Source organism: Noviherbaspirillum sp. Root189, from assembly GCF_001428545.1.
In the GTDB taxonomy this organism is placed as follows: domain Bacteria; phylum Pseudomonadota; class Gammaproteobacteria; order Burkholderiales; family Burkholderiaceae_D; genus Noviherbaspirillum.
This window is the reverse complement of record NZ_LMHZ01000009.1, coordinates 105,824-120,558: the sequence shown is the minus strand read 5'-3', so window position 1 is coordinate 120,558 and position 14,735 is coordinate 105,824. Positions and strand designations below refer to the sequence as shown.

Annotated in this window: 14 protein-coding genes; 1 reads left to right on the top strand and 13 read right to left on the bottom strand. The window is 56.0% G+C overall.

What is annotated here, in order from left to right; all coding sequences use genetic code 11:
• Positions 1–279: 279 nt before the first annotated feature.
• From ASE07_RS06900 to ASE07_RS06850, 11 genes are all read right to left on the bottom strand, one after another.
• Complete coding sequence (locus ASE07_RS06900) at positions 280–831, bottom strand: chromate transporter (protein ID WP_057290074.1); 552 nt, start codon at positions 829–831, stop codon at positions 280–282.
• A gap of 29 nt (positions 832–860) precedes the next feature.
• Positions 861–1,436 carry a chromate transporter gene (locus tag ASE07_RS06895; protein ID WP_057290085.1) on the bottom strand — a complete coding sequence of 192 codons (576 nt, stop codon included), beginning with the start codon at positions 1,434–1,436 and terminating at the stop codon, positions 861–863.
• 223 nt (positions 1,437–1,659) lie between these two features.
• The gene (locus ASE07_RS06890) at positions 1,660–2,445 is read right to left on the bottom strand and encodes an SDR family NAD(P)-dependent oxidoreductase (RefSeq protein ID WP_057290073.1); all 786 of its coding nucleotides are present in this window, start codon (positions 2,443–2,445) and stop codon (positions 1,660–1,662) included.
• Positions 2,446–2,498: 53 nt separating this feature from the next.
• Positions 2,499–4,157: a long-chain fatty acid--CoA ligase gene (locus ASE07_RS06885; RefSeq protein ID WP_057290072.1), complete on the bottom strand. Its 1,659-nt coding sequence runs from the start codon at positions 4,155–4,157 to the stop codon at positions 2,499–2,501.
• Positions 4,158–4,225: 68 nt separating this feature from the next.
• Positions 4,226–4,999, bottom strand: a complete 774-nt coding sequence (locus ASE07_RS06880; RefSeq protein ID WP_057290071.1) for an SDR family oxidoreductase — start codon at positions 4,997–4,999, stop codon at positions 4,226–4,228.
• 288 nt (positions 5,000–5,287) lie between these two features.
• Positions 5,288–5,761: a VOC family protein gene (locus ASE07_RS06875; RefSeq protein ID WP_057290070.1), complete on the bottom strand. Its 474-nt coding sequence runs from the start codon at positions 5,759–5,761 to the stop codon at positions 5,288–5,290.
• 73 nt (positions 5,762–5,834) lie between these two features.
• Positions 5,835–6,494, bottom strand: a complete 660-nt coding sequence (locus ASE07_RS06870; RefSeq protein ID WP_057290069.1) for an SGNH/GDSL hydrolase family protein — start codon at positions 6,492–6,494, stop codon at positions 5,835–5,837.
• A complete protein-coding gene (locus ASE07_RS06865; RefSeq protein ID WP_057290068.1) occupies positions 6,491–7,543 on the bottom strand; it encodes a VWA domain-containing protein in 1,053 nt (350 codons plus the stop codon). The genes ASE07_RS06870 and ASE07_RS06865 overlap by 4 nt, the downstream gene beginning before the upstream one ends.
• Positions 7,540–8,475 carry a DUF58 domain-containing protein gene (locus tag ASE07_RS06860; RefSeq protein ID WP_057290067.1) on the bottom strand — a complete coding sequence of 312 codons (936 nt, stop codon included), beginning with the start codon at positions 8,473–8,475 and terminating at the stop codon, positions 7,540–7,542. The genes ASE07_RS06865 and ASE07_RS06860 overlap by 4 nt, the downstream gene beginning before the upstream one ends.
• Positions 8,450–9,466, bottom strand: coding sequence for an AAA family ATPase (locus ASE07_RS06855; protein WP_057290066.1), 1,017 nt, complete (start codon positions 9,464–9,466; stop codon positions 8,450–8,452). The genes ASE07_RS06860 and ASE07_RS06855 overlap by 26 nt, the downstream gene beginning before the upstream one ends.
• 39 nt (positions 9,467–9,505) lie before the next feature.
• Positions 9,506–10,276, bottom strand: a complete 771-nt coding sequence (locus ASE07_RS06850; RefSeq protein ID WP_327196046.1) for a S1C family serine protease — start codon at positions 10,274–10,276, stop codon at positions 9,506–9,508.
• 584 nt (positions 10,277–10,860) lie between these two features.
• Here ASE07_RS06850 and ASE07_RS06845 point away from each other — a divergent pair.
• Positions 10,861–12,318 carry an aldehyde dehydrogenase family protein gene (locus tag ASE07_RS06845; protein WP_057290065.1) on the top strand — a complete coding sequence of 486 codons (1,458 nt, stop codon included), beginning with the start codon at positions 10,861–10,863 and terminating at the stop codon, positions 12,316–12,318.
• A gap of 114 nt (positions 12,319–12,432) precedes the next feature.
• On the opposite strand, the gene ASE07_RS06840 is transcribed toward ASE07_RS06845, so the two are convergent.
• Together ASE07_RS06840 and ompR are read right to left on the bottom strand one after the other, a co-directional pair.
• Entirely contained in the window at positions 12,433–13,782 is a 1,350-nt protein-coding gene (locus ASE07_RS06840) for an ATP-binding protein (protein WP_057290083.1), read from the bottom strand.
• Positions 13,783–13,794: 12 nt separating this feature from the next.
• Entirely contained in the window at positions 13,795–14,562 is a 768-nt protein-coding gene (gene ompR / locus ASE07_RS06835) for an osmolarity response regulator transcription factor OmpR (protein ID WP_057290064.1), read from the bottom strand.
• Positions 14,563–14,735: the final 173 nt, after the last annotated feature.

Below are 14,735 nucleotides of genomic sequence, written 5' to 3'. Positions count from 1 at the left end.
TGAAAGTAGGTCATCGTCAGGCTTGTATTACCAAAAGCCCCATCCCCAACAGGATGGGGCTTTTTGCGTTCCAGCGCCTCCTTCCCATCCAGCATCGCAGTCCTTCTTTTAATGTCCTCCGCGCATCTAGCCTAAAAGCTCACTCATGCTCGCGGCGTCTGGCGGTTCGGGCAAGGCATGGAAATTCGACGAGGCAGGTCCCCAACATGGCGGACTCGCACAACGTCACACGGCGGCAAAGGCGGATAGCATTGCATGTACGGCAACTTCAGAGATGCGTTAAATAAAACCGAACCATCCAAGCAAGGCGCCGGTTGCTAGCAAGAGGAGGAGATGAAGTCTCGTTTTCCAAATGATTAGCGCCGATACGATCGAGACCATCCATAATTTCCATTGATCATTGCCTGTGCTATTTACACTGGCAAGCGTCCAGCTTGTTGCAAGTAATAGTGCAATGACGATAGGAGCCATGCCGGACTTAAATGCACGGACGGAACGGAGTTCGCGATTACGGTATCCCCATTGAGCTGCAAGGTAGGTCAGCGTGGTACTCGGTAGAAGAATTCCTACCATGGTAATCACGACGCCGAGTAATGCATTAGACAGCCCACCTGCATTCATACCGACATTCCAGCCCATCAATGCAACGAAAAGAACGTTCGGGCCAGGCGCCGCCTGCGCAATGGCAATCGACGCGTTGAACTGGCTAGGCGTAAGCCAGTGATGTTCGTCGACGAGAAAGCGATGCATCTCTGAAGTCGTGGAAATCGCTCCGCCAATCGACAGTAAGGACAAGAGCATGTACTGTCCAAAAAGACTGAGCCAATCCATTAACTCAAGATGAAGTGACGGGGGCAAGTTCAAGGCTTCATCTTTCGATAGGTCAGAAAGCAGCTAAGACCTCCCAAGATTGGTAAAACGGCGACCAAGGGGAAGCGCAGTAAAGCAACAGCGATAAAGCCGAGGAGACAAAATGCGACCACAAGCCCTCTGCCAAGAGGATGGTTTTGAAGCGTGGTGGCTAGTTTTAAGCCGGTGGCACCGATCAAGCCAGCTGCGACGGCGCCCATCCCACGTAGTGCGCCAGCAGTCCCGGGATGGTCGGCGAACCGTGCATAAATGGCTGCAAGAACTAGCAAAAGCAGAAGAGGGACAAGAATCATTCCGGCCAGGGCAGCGAGTGCGCCGCGTAAACCAAAATAGCGTCCACCAATCACTAGTGCGAGGTTGACGACGTTGGGTCCGGGCATGATCTGCGCGACAGCCCATTCCTCAATAAACTCCTCTCTCGTCAGCCAACGTTTGCGTTCAACAAGATTTTGTTGAATCACTGCCAATACACCGCCAAACCCCTGTAATGCGATAAAGGTGAAGGAAAGGAAAAGGTCGGAAGGCGACTTGGGCTGATTGCGAGTCGCAGAATCTTTTGGAGGCATGATACATGCGGCGAAGAAGCCGTAATTGCGAGTATCCACCATTCTACTCAAACGTAGCATCTCGCTCGAGCCTTCCATTTCCAACCGATTCTTTCGTTGCCTTGCTGATTGGTTACGGAACGTGGTGCGTCATCGGCAGGCGATTAAATGCATCGCATGCCGATGACGCACCATAGTGATATCCAATGATGGTGAAATTACTCTGAAGTCCTCAAGGCGCAGGTCAGACTTTCATACCCGGCAAATTCAAGGAGGCGGTGTTGCCCCCATCGACCGGCAGCGCTTGCCCGGTCACATAACTGGCATCGTCGCTGGCGAGAAAGGCGATCACCGCGGCGACCTCTTCGGGTCGTCCATAACGACGCAACTCACAGCGGGAGCCCAACTTGTCTTCCTTGTTGACAGCGCGCGCCCGTTCAAACACAGGCGCAGTCATTCCAGTTTCGATCAGACCGGGACAAACTGCATTGACGCGTACATTCCATTGGCCGAGGTCGCAGGCGGTAGTCATTGTCAGGTTGATCACCGCTGCTTTCGATGCGCTGTACGCATTACCGCCAGCACCGGAGCGTACGCCCGCCACGGATGCCGTATTGACGATAGCGCCACTGCGCTGCTCACACATGATGCGCGCGGCGTATTTGGTGAAGTGGACAGCACCCATGACATTCACAGCAAGGATTTGCTGCCAGACGCTGGTGTCGGTATCTGTAATTGCAGAGTAGTCACCGCCGGAAATACCGGCGTTATTGCACATGGCATCAATGCGTCCGAAGCGGGTGAAGACATCGTTCACACAAGCCTGCACTTCTTCCTCGCGGGAAATGTCGAGCGCCCGCGACCATACCTTCAATGTATCAGGCAGTTGCGCGGCTAGTTCGGCAAGGCCGGCATCATTGCGGTCGACCAGTGCTACACACGCGCCTTCGCGCGCCAGACGGAGTGCGGTCGCGCGGCCAATCCCGCTTGCAGCGCCGGTGATGATGGCTACCTTTTCTTCAAAACGCATGTTGTCTCCTGTCCCAAATGATTTTCTATTTATAGCCTGTGAGTGACTTCTTTTCAGGCAGCATTTTCCTTCTCCTGCAATTCACGCCATTGAATCTTCCCCGTCGACGACTTGGGCAAGGATTCGGCAAACTGCACGATGCGCGGACTCTTGTAGGCGGCCATATTTTGATGCGCCCATTCGACAATGTCCTGCTCGCTCACCTTGCCACGGAAGGCTTCGCGCAAGACGATCACTGCTTTCACCGTCTCGCCACGTTTAGGATCGCGCGTGCCGATTACACAGGCCTCTTGTATTGCAGGGTGCTGATACATCAGTGCTTCAACTTCAGCAGGCCATACCTTGAAACCCGATGCATTGATCATGCGCTTAAGGCGGTCGACCATGAAGAAGTACCCGTCTTCATCGGTCATGGCCAGATCGCCGGTCCGCAGGAAGCGCTTGCCGCCGATCTCGACGAAAGCCTCACGCGTACCTTCCGGATGATTCCAGTATCCCAGCATGACGTTGGGCGCATTGACGACGATTTCACCGACCTCGCCGGGCGGCAATTCATGAAAGTCTGATGGATCGACAACACGTGCGTCAACATCGAAGAGCGGCACGCCGAGGCATTGCTTCTTTGGTCTCTGCGGCGGATTGATATGGGTTGCGGCCATCGTTTCCGACATGCCGTAACCTTCAACGTAAGGCACACCGAATATATCGTTCAATTTTTGCGCAACCGCCTCCGGCATCGCTGCGCCACCACCGCGTACACCTTTAATACTCGACAGGTTGTATTCACCAATCTTTGGGTTCGCGAGCAAGTCAACCACCATGGTTGAAATCACCTGCAGCGAGGTCACGCGATAACGCTGTATGCATTCCACAGCGACTTCCCGATCCCAGCGCGGCAGCAACACAATCGTGCTGCCGAGATAGAGCGGTCCGCTCATGCTTCCCTGCATACCGGTGACATGGAAAAACGGCAGTACGGATAGCAAAGTCGCATCTTGTTGCGTGCCAAACCACTGCATGCTTGCCACCACGCTATACATGACACTGCGATGTGTGTGCATGCAGCCTTTGGGATTGCCGGTGGTGCCCGATGTATAAGGCATGACGCACAGGTCGTCCGGGCCGGTCGTCAGCGGACCAGGCCGCAGATTTTTTGCGAGCATATCCGACCAAAGCGTCACGCCTTTGCCAGTGATAGGCTCACGCGGAGCGCTGACAAACTCCGGTATCCGCAGATCGGTAGGCCGCTTCAGGTAATCCGAATAGGCTGCCACGACTACTTGCTCTAGTCCTTCACCGAGGAGCGGAGCTATTTGTGCATACAGGTCCTGGGGTACGACCGCCGTGGTTGCGCCGGTATCGGACACGTAGTGACGCAACTCGTTGGTGCGATTCATGGGATTGACAGGAACGACGACCGCGTTCGCCCGCAAGATGCCGTAGTAGGCAAGAATAAACTGTGGGCTGTTCTGCAGGTAGAGCAACACGCGGTCGCCTTGTTTTACCTTGCACTCCTGCTGCAGAAAACCGGCAATGCGCTCGGTCTCATCGCGGAATTCCGCAAAGGTGATTGGCGTATCGTAAAACAGGATGTATGGTTTATCGGGGAAACGTGTCGCAGACACTTCCACGTTATAGTAAAGATTGGTCTGCGGCACCGTCAGGTGTTTCGGCAGGGTGCCTGGCCAGAATGCCAGATGGCGGTCGGACATGGTTTTCTTCAATAAACAGTTAATGCGGCGTGATGCCGCATGGCGGGGTTCGGCGAGATCGGTTCCACTTACACTGCACTGATGCCGCCATCCACAGCAATGGCCTGGCCGGTGATATGGCGCGACGCTTCCGAGGCGAGAAATACGACAATGCCTTTCAGGTCTTCGTCACCGCCGATACGATGCAGGGGCGCTCGTGCAATGACGGACTCCGCAACCTTCTCCAGCAAGCCAGCCGACATCTTGGACGGGAAAAAGCCGGGACAGATCGCATTCACATTGATATTGTACTTTCCCCATTCGGACGCGAGGGAGCGAGTGAAGTTGACGACGGCGCCTTTTGATGTGTGGTACGCGATCGTGTTGACGTTGACGGCGCTTCCACGTAATCCAGCGACAGAAGCGATGTTGAGTATCTTGCCGGACTTTCTTGGGATCATGCTGCGCTTTGCGACTTCACGTGCCACAAAGAACAAGGAATCGACATTCAGCCCCAACACCTTGCGCCAGGCTTCGTCGGGGTACTCTTCAGCAGGTGCACTCCAGGTTGCGCCAGCGTTGTTTACCAGGATGTCGATGGCGCCAAAGCGCTGCATGACCTGATCCACCATGCCGGGAATCTGACTGGTGTTAGACAAGTCGTTGACGACAGTCAGCACTTCATATCCCATCTGTTCAAGATGGGTCCTTGCCTCGGACAATTCATCCGCTTTGCGCGCAGTTAGGGCGAGCTTGCACCCCATTTCACCGAGCGCCTCAGCCATTTGCAATCCCAGTCCGCGAGAACCACCGGTAATCAATGCGATACGACCTTCGAGGCTGAATAACTGCTTGACGCTCATTATGTGTCTCCTGGGTAATTTGCAAAACGCATCCTGTGTTGAACATGGCGGTGCAACTGCGCACTGGCTGTGTTGTCACCGCCCGTTCTTATGCACCTTGCGGGCTAAGCAAGTCAGGAACTACAGCAGAGGACTGTCGCTTCATGTTGTTCTGCATAGCGAAACAGAGTTCTGCTCTTATTTATCGTAACAGTCCAACTGTGGGCTGTAAAGTAGGCCAGTTGATCGTTTAACTTACACGCAGGAATGCCTAACATTTACTGGAGAAGAAGCCGGTTCTTTTCACGACTAAACATGATCGATCGGTTTAGATTTTTCCCTTCCGACCAGTTCGTCCCAATTGTCATGGCGTTCACGGCGCTCCTGCCTGTAGTTGGTGATCTCAAGGCGCAAGCCATCCGGATCTGAGAAAAATGTCGCCCAATAATCAGGCGCATATTCCGGAAAGTGTTTTGCCGGAGGTGCGTCGACTCCAGCTTCCTTCAGCGCTTTAGCCGCATTGATCACATCGTCGATCGAATTAACACGAAGACAAAGATGGTGCAAACCGGGAGCGTAGTTATCATGTTCTCGTGCGGTCCGCGCCGGGCGCAGCACATAACCGAAATGGCGATTGAAATATTGAATGTGCGGATCACCTTCCAGCGTGAACGAGTTTTTATGAAATCCCAACGTCGTCATTGCCCGGTCGTAAAACAGCTCCGAGCGCCGCAAATCGGAAACAGCGATGTAGATATGGTCTAGTCCGGCAACCTCGAACATGGGAATCCCTCCTTAAGAATTGGCAAGCCATGATATCGTGATGGCCGACACAGTTTCCGGATGAATCTTCCATTCAAGCCGGCCCCTGGAGCGAGGCCAGAAGAGGCGTGATGATCTGCGCCAGGTCGAGCGCCATGACTCGGTACACCTCCGCTGTCGGATGCACTCCATCTGGAATAGTGGTACTCCCCTTTTCCCGTAGCAAACGCTGCACGAGACGGTGCGCATCAGATAGCGGTAGCTGCAACTCATGGGCTACTTCACGGATGACGCGTGCGCTGGTTGCCACGCCGCGATCGAGCTCGGTACCAGTAATCGTAGGGCTTGGTGTCTGCAGTACGACTATCTTGCCTGCATGCAGAGCGGTGATCGCCAGCTCTTGTAGTGCCTGCTTGAAGTCCGCCGGCGATTCCCCGTTGTACGGCTCGTTAATGCCACGGTTCAGTACGATGATGGATGCCCGGCTATCCCGCATCTGGCGGCGCCACGGTTGCATATGTTTGCCGTCATTGCCAGTAAGCAATTGACGCGCAGTCGTTGCCGGAACACCCTCATTGACAACGCAAGTGTGAGGCAGCAGCCGTTGCAAAAAAGCGGGAATATTTTCTCCATCGGGCAAACCCCAGCCGGTCATGGTTGATTCACCATAGGCGGCGATAACGATTTCCCGAGATGCAAAGGACTCCGCACCATGGTCGCGAAGTCCTTCGTCGTGCGGTATTTCCGGAATCACAGAATGCGGTTAAACCACAGCATTGACAGCATCGCTGACAGTAGCGCAAAGAATGCGGCGACCGCTGCAAACAGCGCCGTGATTTCGGTTTCCTTGCGCTCCAGGGTCAGCTTGGAATTGAGCACCTTGTACACCTTGGCCAAGTCGTCCGCGGTACCGGCATAGAAATATTCGGCTCCTGTCGACGCAGCGATTTTTTTAAGCGAGTCTTCATCAAGCCGCACATGCATGGACCATCCTTCGCCCGCAACGACTTCTCCTTCGGTGGTACCAATACCCACTGTGAACACACGGACTCCGCGCTCAGCGGCCATCATGGAAGATTCAATCGGGTCCGGACCTGTGGTGGTCTGGCCATCGGTCAACAGAATGATTGCCGCCGACATGTACGACCCTGGTTGCACGGGTTTGAAGTCAGCGCGCTTTTCCTTTGGCCTTTCACCAATGGCACGTGCTTCACTGTTGTCTCTTTCTGCAGGGCGTGGATCGGACGAGTTGAGATTGAACTCGATCTCGGGAAAAATGGCCTTCAACGATACCAGGATTCCACTGCCTATCGCGGTAGCACGTTGCAACTGGATACGATCAATCGCGGCAAGAATGTCTTGCCGGTTTTCCGTTGGCGGTTGGGTCAGTGCCGCAGTGCCTGCGAAGGTGACGACCCCTACGCGCGTATTGCGTGGCTGCTGCTCGACGAATCCCTGTACTGCCGCTTGCGCCGCTGCAATACGCGTTGGCTTCACATCGCTTGCGCGCATGCTGCCCGACACGTCGATGGCAAGAATGACGGTCTCATATTGCGACGGCAAGGTGACGAGCGCCGCCGGACGCGCGACGGCCAGCAACATTACCGTCAAGGCGATCAAAAATAGCAAGGGCGGCAAATGGCGACGGAACTGCTGCGAGCGTCCCATTGCTTCCTTGACAGTCGTGAGCCCGGCATAGCGGACCGCATGCTTTTTTTTCCTGCGCAGCATCAGCCAGTACGTCAATACGAGTAGCGGCACACATAACAGGAACCATAGGAAACCAGGCCAGATAAAAGTCATCTTCGCCCCATATGCATTGGCAACGAGCCTCCCGCCATCAGGCGGCTACGGCCCTTGCGCAGTTCGGAAAATCGGACCAGCGCGTCCACTACCATGTCTTCAGTCGACAGTTCAAGTACGTCGACACCGGCATTGGCAAATGCTTCGTGCAAAGCGTCCTCGCGCCGCGTCACGGCAGCGCTGAAGCGCGAGCGGAAAGCGTGATCGTGCGTATCCACCAGTAATTGTTCCTCGGTCTCAGAATCCTGCATGGTCAGCAGACCAAGATCGGGCAACTCCATTTCGAGAGGATCGTACAGGCGCATGGCAAGTACGTCATGCCGCTGCGTTAACAGCGCCATGGCTTTTTCCCAGCCAGGCTGGGAGATGAAGTCGGAAATCACAAACACGAGCGATCGTCTTTTCATGACTTGCGCCGATGTCTTCAGTAAATCCTCCAGCCGTGTCGCTCCGGAATGCACCAGCCGTTCGCGTGCCATCATCCTGTGAAGGATCTGCAATACATGGCGCCTGCCGCTGCCGGATGGAATCACCGTGTCGACGCTGCCTCCATAAAACAGGGCTCCAACACGGTTGCCGTGCCGGGTTAACATGCTCGACAGCAAGCCAACCACTTCAGCCGCCTGCGAACGCTTGGTCACTTCTTGCGATCCGAAATCCTCGGACGCACTCAGATCGAGCAAAAACCAGGCGGTGACATCCCGTTCTTCATAATACTCGCGCACGTAAGGAGTCTGCATGCGTGCGGTAACGTTCCAGTCGATATGTCGTACATCGTCTTCATAATGGTATTCGCGCAGGTCGGCCAGATCCATGCCGAGCCCACGAAACAGGGTGTGGTAATCCCCATGCAGCATCCCATCGAGCTGACGTAGCACCGTCAGTTCGATGCGGCGGAGAACGGCTTCAGGCGTTGGCGTCAACTCGGACATGGGTTTCAAGCATCCTTTCAGGAGCGGGTATGTGTTTCATGATGCGATGGATAATGTGATCAGGCGTGATCGCGTCCGCCAGCGCTTCATAGGAGAGCGCAAGCCGATGACGCAAGACATCCGGGACCAGGTCGCTGACGTCTTCAGGTCGCACATGATTGCGGCCGCGCAAGAGTGCGAGTGCGCGTGCACCTTCAACCAAGTGAATCGATGCACGCGGGCTGGCGCCGCATGTCAGGTAATGCGCGAGATTAGGCACGTTGTAGCGGTCCGGATCACGTGTGGCCGCGACCAGGCGTACGGCATAGTGCACCAGCGAAGGATCCACATAGCATTCGCTGCATTGCTGCTGCAGGCGTGCCAATTGCTCAGTACTGGTGACTGCTGCAATGTCGGAGGCGGGGCCGGTCACGCGATTCACGATGACAAATTCTTCTTCCTCGGTGGGGTAGTTGACCAGCACTTTCATCATGAAGCGGTCGACCTGTGCCTCCGGGAGTGGATAAGTACCTTCTGTTTCGATCGGATTCTGTGTTGCCATGACCAGGAAAGGCATCGGCACCTTATGCGTATCGCCGGCGATCGTTACCTGACATTCCTGCATGACTTCCAGCAACGCGCTCTGTACCTTGGCCGGCGCGCGGTTGATCTCGTCGGCAAGGATCAGGTTGGCAAAAACCGGTCCGAGCGACGTCGTGAATTCGCCGGATTTCTGGTTGTAGATGCGGGTGCCGATCAGGTCCGCAGGCACCAGGTCCGGAGTGAACTGAATACGCTTGAAACTTCCCTGTATGGTGCGCGCCAGCGTTTTGACAGTCAGCGTCTTGGCTAGTCCCGGCACGCCTTCCACCAGCAAATGGCCGCGCGCAAGAATCGCCACCAGCACCCGTTCCAGGAAATGATCCTGGCCGACCACAATGCGTTTGACCTCGTAGAGCACCTGCTCCATCTGGCGTGATACTTCGGTACTGACCTTGTCTCTGTCTTCCATGGGCTCCTGCCTGTTCAATATGAATGCTTCGTTACGGTTTCAGAATGGTGCTTCACCTGCAGCGGCCGCGGCGGTTTCAATCGGGACTGCGAAACCGATCCCGATAAACGACCCTTGTGGGTTCGGGCTCAGGATTGCGGTAACAATGCCGACCACCTCGCCATTCATGGTAATCAGCGGACCACCGGAGTTGCCCGGATTGGCCGCCGCATCGAACTGAATCAGGTTGGCAAGCATCCGTTTGTCGTCTTCGGAGTGATAGCTGCGCTTGAGGCCCGACACGATGCCGGACGAAGCGGACGGACCGATGTTAAATGGAAATCCCACTGCGACCACCTTGTCGCCCACGGCAAGTCCTTGTGTCGAACGTAAGGTTGCAGGAATTAAATCGTCAGGTATGGTGGTGGCCTGCAATACTGCAAGATCGTTTTCAGGTTGCCTTTGTAAAATCACTGCGTCGGACTTGGTACCGTCAGCAAAGTCAATCTGAATTTTATTATCCCCTTCCACCACGTGCAGATTGGTCAGGATGATGCCGCGATCAACGATAACGACACCTGTACCTACGCCCAGGGCTTTAGCCGGCGTCGTCTCCTTTTGATTTTGATTTCCGCCAACTTGCGTGACACGCACCACAGAGGGGCGTATGCGTGCAAAGGCTTTTGCTTCCGGTGACGGCAGGACGTTCCGGTCCAGCGTGTGCATGACGGCAGCGTCGATGTCTTTCTGTGTCAGCTTCCGCTCGACCGGACGCAATTCGGTGTACCCGTAAAACAGCATGGCGCTTAGCAAAACGGAGGTGAATATCAATAACAGCCTCTCATGTCTGCTCGCTAGCATGCGGATTCTGTTAAAACGACGCGGGCGCGTTGCCGAACTGGAAGCGGCGGAAGCCTTAGCGGAAACATGCGGACCTGCCTGGTCCGATGGCGGAACAGCTTGTGAACGCGATTGTGATGCAGGACGGCCCGGTGCGGCGGACGCGGTCGTATCGACGCGACGAGCCCGGGATGACTTGCTGTAAAGGGGATTCTTTTTCATCTGGTGCCCATCACCTGCGGCCACCTTCTCCTGGACTGGCATGTCGCACGCCACGACGGCGGACAACAGCAGACTGTGTGTAACCGTGTTTTGTAGACGCCGCCACGGGAAATTTGTTTCGTCGTGTCGGTACTTGTAACGAATTTATACCGGCGAAAAACACATCATTTGTCTCAGCGCAAAAGAACCGGCCGGATACATATCGAACTAAGCCGATTGCGGAATCGATGCCATATGGAATCGAGAGGTATCGACCAACGCGAAAGCACTCCGCCACCTGCAAGCCGCGGCATCCCATGTAACAATAAGCCCGGCGAACATAGCGAGTCATATAAATCAATTGGAGACGGATCATGCAAGAGTGGAATAATTTTTATATCAACGGCAAATGGATTGCCCCGTCCGGCAAGGGCAAAATCGACGTCATCAATGCATCGACCGAAGAGGTTATGGCGACCATTCCGGAAGGCGACGAGCACGACGCCGATGCAGCAGTCACCGCGGCTCGGGCCGCGTTCGATCACTGGAGCAATACGCCGCCTGCTGAACGCGGCGCCTTGCTGAAAAAAGTGCAGGAAGGCATGAAGGCGCGTAGCGATGAACTTGCGAAAGTGATTGCCGCGGAAGTTGGCATGCCGCTCAAGTTAGCCGGACTGATACAGGTTGGATCGCCGATTGCGAACTTCGGTTATTACGCCAAAATGGCAAGTGAATTTCAATGGTCAGAGGTCACCGGCAATTCGCGCGTGGTACGTGAACCAGTCGGGGTAGTGGCTTGCATTACACCCTGGAACTATCCTCTCCATCAGATTGCAGCGAAAGTAGCCGCAGCCCTGGCAGCAGGGTGCACCGTGGTTCTCAAGCCCTCGGAAGTCGCGCCAGTGAATGCATTCATCCTGGCCGAAGTTATTGACGCTGCAGGCTTACCGCCCGGCGTCTTCAATTTGATTAGCGGAACCGGCCCGGTCGCGGGTGAAGCCCTGGTCCGCCACCCGGACGTCGACATGGTGTCGTTCACCGGGTCAACGCGTGCCGGCAAACGTATTTCCGAGGTTGCGGCAGCCACCGTCAAGCGCGTCGCGCTGGAACTCGGCGGGAAATCCGCCTCCGTGATCCTCGATGATGCGGACCTCCCCGCGGCAGTGAAAGGAACCATCAATGCCTGCTTCCTTAATAGCGGCCAGACTTGCTCGGCCCACACGCGCATGCTGGTGCCGGAATCGCGGTATGAAGAAGTGGCAAAGCTTGCTGTGGAAACGGCATCGGCGTTTTCCATTGGCGACCCGTTTGGCGGCAGCGCAAAACTGGGGCCGCTGATTTCCGAAGCGCAGCGCGAACGCGTACGCAATTACATTCGCAAGGGAATGGAAGAGGGAGCGGAACTGTTATGCGGCGGCCCCGATGCACCGGAGGAGCTACCGAAGGGATATTACGTCAAGCCTACCGTATTCGGCCGCGTGAAACCGGACAGTACGATCGCACAGGAGGAAATCTTTGGACCGGTCTTGTCGATCATTACCTACCGCGACGAAGAAGAGGCGGTACGTATCGCCAATGGAACGCCATACGGCCTGGCTGGGGGCGTATGGGCGGGTTCGGACGAGCGCGCGCAGCAACTGGCAAAGCGTTTACGTACCGGCCAGATCGACATCAACGGTGGCGGCTTTAACCTGTTCGCTCCTTTTGGCGGGTACAAGCAGTCCGGACGCGGACGTGAAATGGGGCCGTATGGAATGGAAGAATTCCTGGAGTACAAATCGTTGCAGTTCAAGCCTAACGCACCGGCCTTGGCGCCGACTGCGCCTTACTGAAATGGTAAGCGGTGCGCATCATTTGCATCGATGCACGCCGCAATTCGTCATTTCCCGGCGTTGAGGGCTGACAGTGAAGGCCCGGCGGATCGCCGTGGCCTCACTTCGGCGACATTACAGTATCCCGGTGACCGGAATCGTTATACGGATCCGAAGCCCGCCAGTCGGATTGTTCGAGAGCTTCATGAGCCCATGATGGCGTCGTACGATACGGTCCACAATCGCGAGCCCAAGCCCGGCACCGTTGGCTTGCCCGCGCGCGGTGTCAAGTCGGGTAAACGGGCGCAGCAGCCTTTCCATTTCCTCTTCGGGCACTCCCGGCCCACGGTCAGCGATTTCGATGACCGCCATGCTTGCCTGAGCCTTGCAGGCGATGTCAATGCACGTCTGGTCGCTCTCCGGTGTCTTGCCGTAGCGCCGGGCATTTTCGATCAGGTTGTTGACGACCCGGCGCAGGTCAGTCACGTTGCCGAAAACATTAACGTCATCGGCAATGCTGGATGTCACCTTCACGTCGGGTAGCCGTTCGGCTTCATGTGCGCAATCACGAAGGAGCGCGCTCAGGTCCACGCTTGCGACGGGAGACTTGTCGGTGGGCTTCGCATACTCAAGAAACTGGCCAATGATTTCGTCCATCTGCGCGAGATCCGACTGCATGCCCTGGCGTGCGTCATCAGGCAACTTTGCCATTTCCACTTCGAGCTGCATGCGCGCCAGCGGTGTACGGAGATCATGCGAAATACCCGCCAGGATGACCGCGCGATCCGATTCGACACGGTCGAGATCGGCGACCATCTGATTGAAGCTGCGATTGGCCTCGCGGATTTCCGCCGGACCTTTCTCGGGGAGGGGTTGCGGCTTCTGTCCTTTGGCAATATAGCGCGTTGCGGTGGTGATACGCGCCAGTGGCTGGTTGATCAGCCTCGAGATGAATACCGCACCAAAGAGCGACAGCACCAGCGTCGTGGTGGCCAATCCGAGCCACTGGGTGCTCGACACGCCTTCGATGCGCTCCCGGTCCAGGCGCAGCCAGTATTCATCCTCGTCGATCTTGAAGCTCACCCAGAAGCCGGCAACATCGTTGACGCTGCCGGCAAATTTAGTGTCCTTGCCCAATCTCGCCTTGACACTTTCTTCCAGCACCGGCATCAGGCCGCTATCAGGCGGCGGCTTGACCACGTCAGTTTTTTCCAGCGGGTAAATACGGATGCCTTCGTTACTGGCGAGGTCAAATAGCAATTCGCGACGCAAGTCCGGGGCAGAATGGGTCAGGGCGGCGCGGGTGATCGTTACGATGGAGATCACCTGCGCCGCCATTTGCTGAGCACGTGGCGTGCGTTCGACAATACGAAAGCTCGCCACCCAGGCCATGATGCTGACGGCGATCAGGAAAGCGAGCAGGAAGAAGGTACGCCAGAACAGGCCGCTTCCAAGCCAGTTAAGGCGGTTTCCGATGAGGGGGATCAAGATCGGACGTTAGCGGGGTTGGCCTTCGGGAATGAAGACGTAACCCAGCCCCCAGACTGTCTGGATATAGATGGGATTGGAAGGATCGGGTTCGATCAGCTTGCGCAGGCGTGAAATCTGTACGTCCAGGCTGCGGTCGAAGACCTCATATTCGCGGCCACGGGCCAGTTCCATCAACTTCTCCCGTGACAGCGGCTGGCGAGCATGGCGTGCAAACACCTTGAGCACGGAGAACTCGCCGGTCGTCAGCGAAATGGATTCGCCATTCTTCTTCAGCGTACGCGTGCCCAGGTCGAGGATGAAATCGCCGAACGTAAAGGTCTGCGGTGTTTCGGACGGCGCACCGGGAATCTCGTCCGGTCCCTTGCGGCGCAGGACGGCATTGATGCGGGCCACCAGCTCGCGCGGATTGAATGGCTTGGGCAGATAGTCGTCGGCGCCCATCTCGAGTCCGACGATGCGGTCGACGTCTTCGCCTTTCGCAGTCAGCATGATAATCGGTGTCTGGTCTCCGGCACCACGCAGGCGGCGGCAGATCGAAAGTCCGTCTTCGCCGGGCAGCATCAGGTCGAGGACCAGAAGGTCGTAGCGTTCGCGGATCCACAGCTTGTTCATCGCCTGGGCATTTTCCGCCGTGACGACATTAAAGCCCTGCTCGGCGAGATAGCGTCGCAGCAGGTCTCGCAAACGCAGGTCGTCATCGACCACAAGTATCTTGCCTTGATGGCCGTTGGGCGTATGCCCGGGCGGATTCGTTGTCAGATTTGTCGTATTCATGGCGCTATGGTAACGTCAGAAAAAAAAGCGGGAATATGTCTGGCGCAAACCATTACAAAGTGTTACAAACTTTACCTTACATGGATTATCGCGCCGCACAAACAAGCATACACTGGGTTCATGGTTGCTAGCAGTGTATCCCGGATTGCGGGGTAACTTCTGCCAGTAACGAT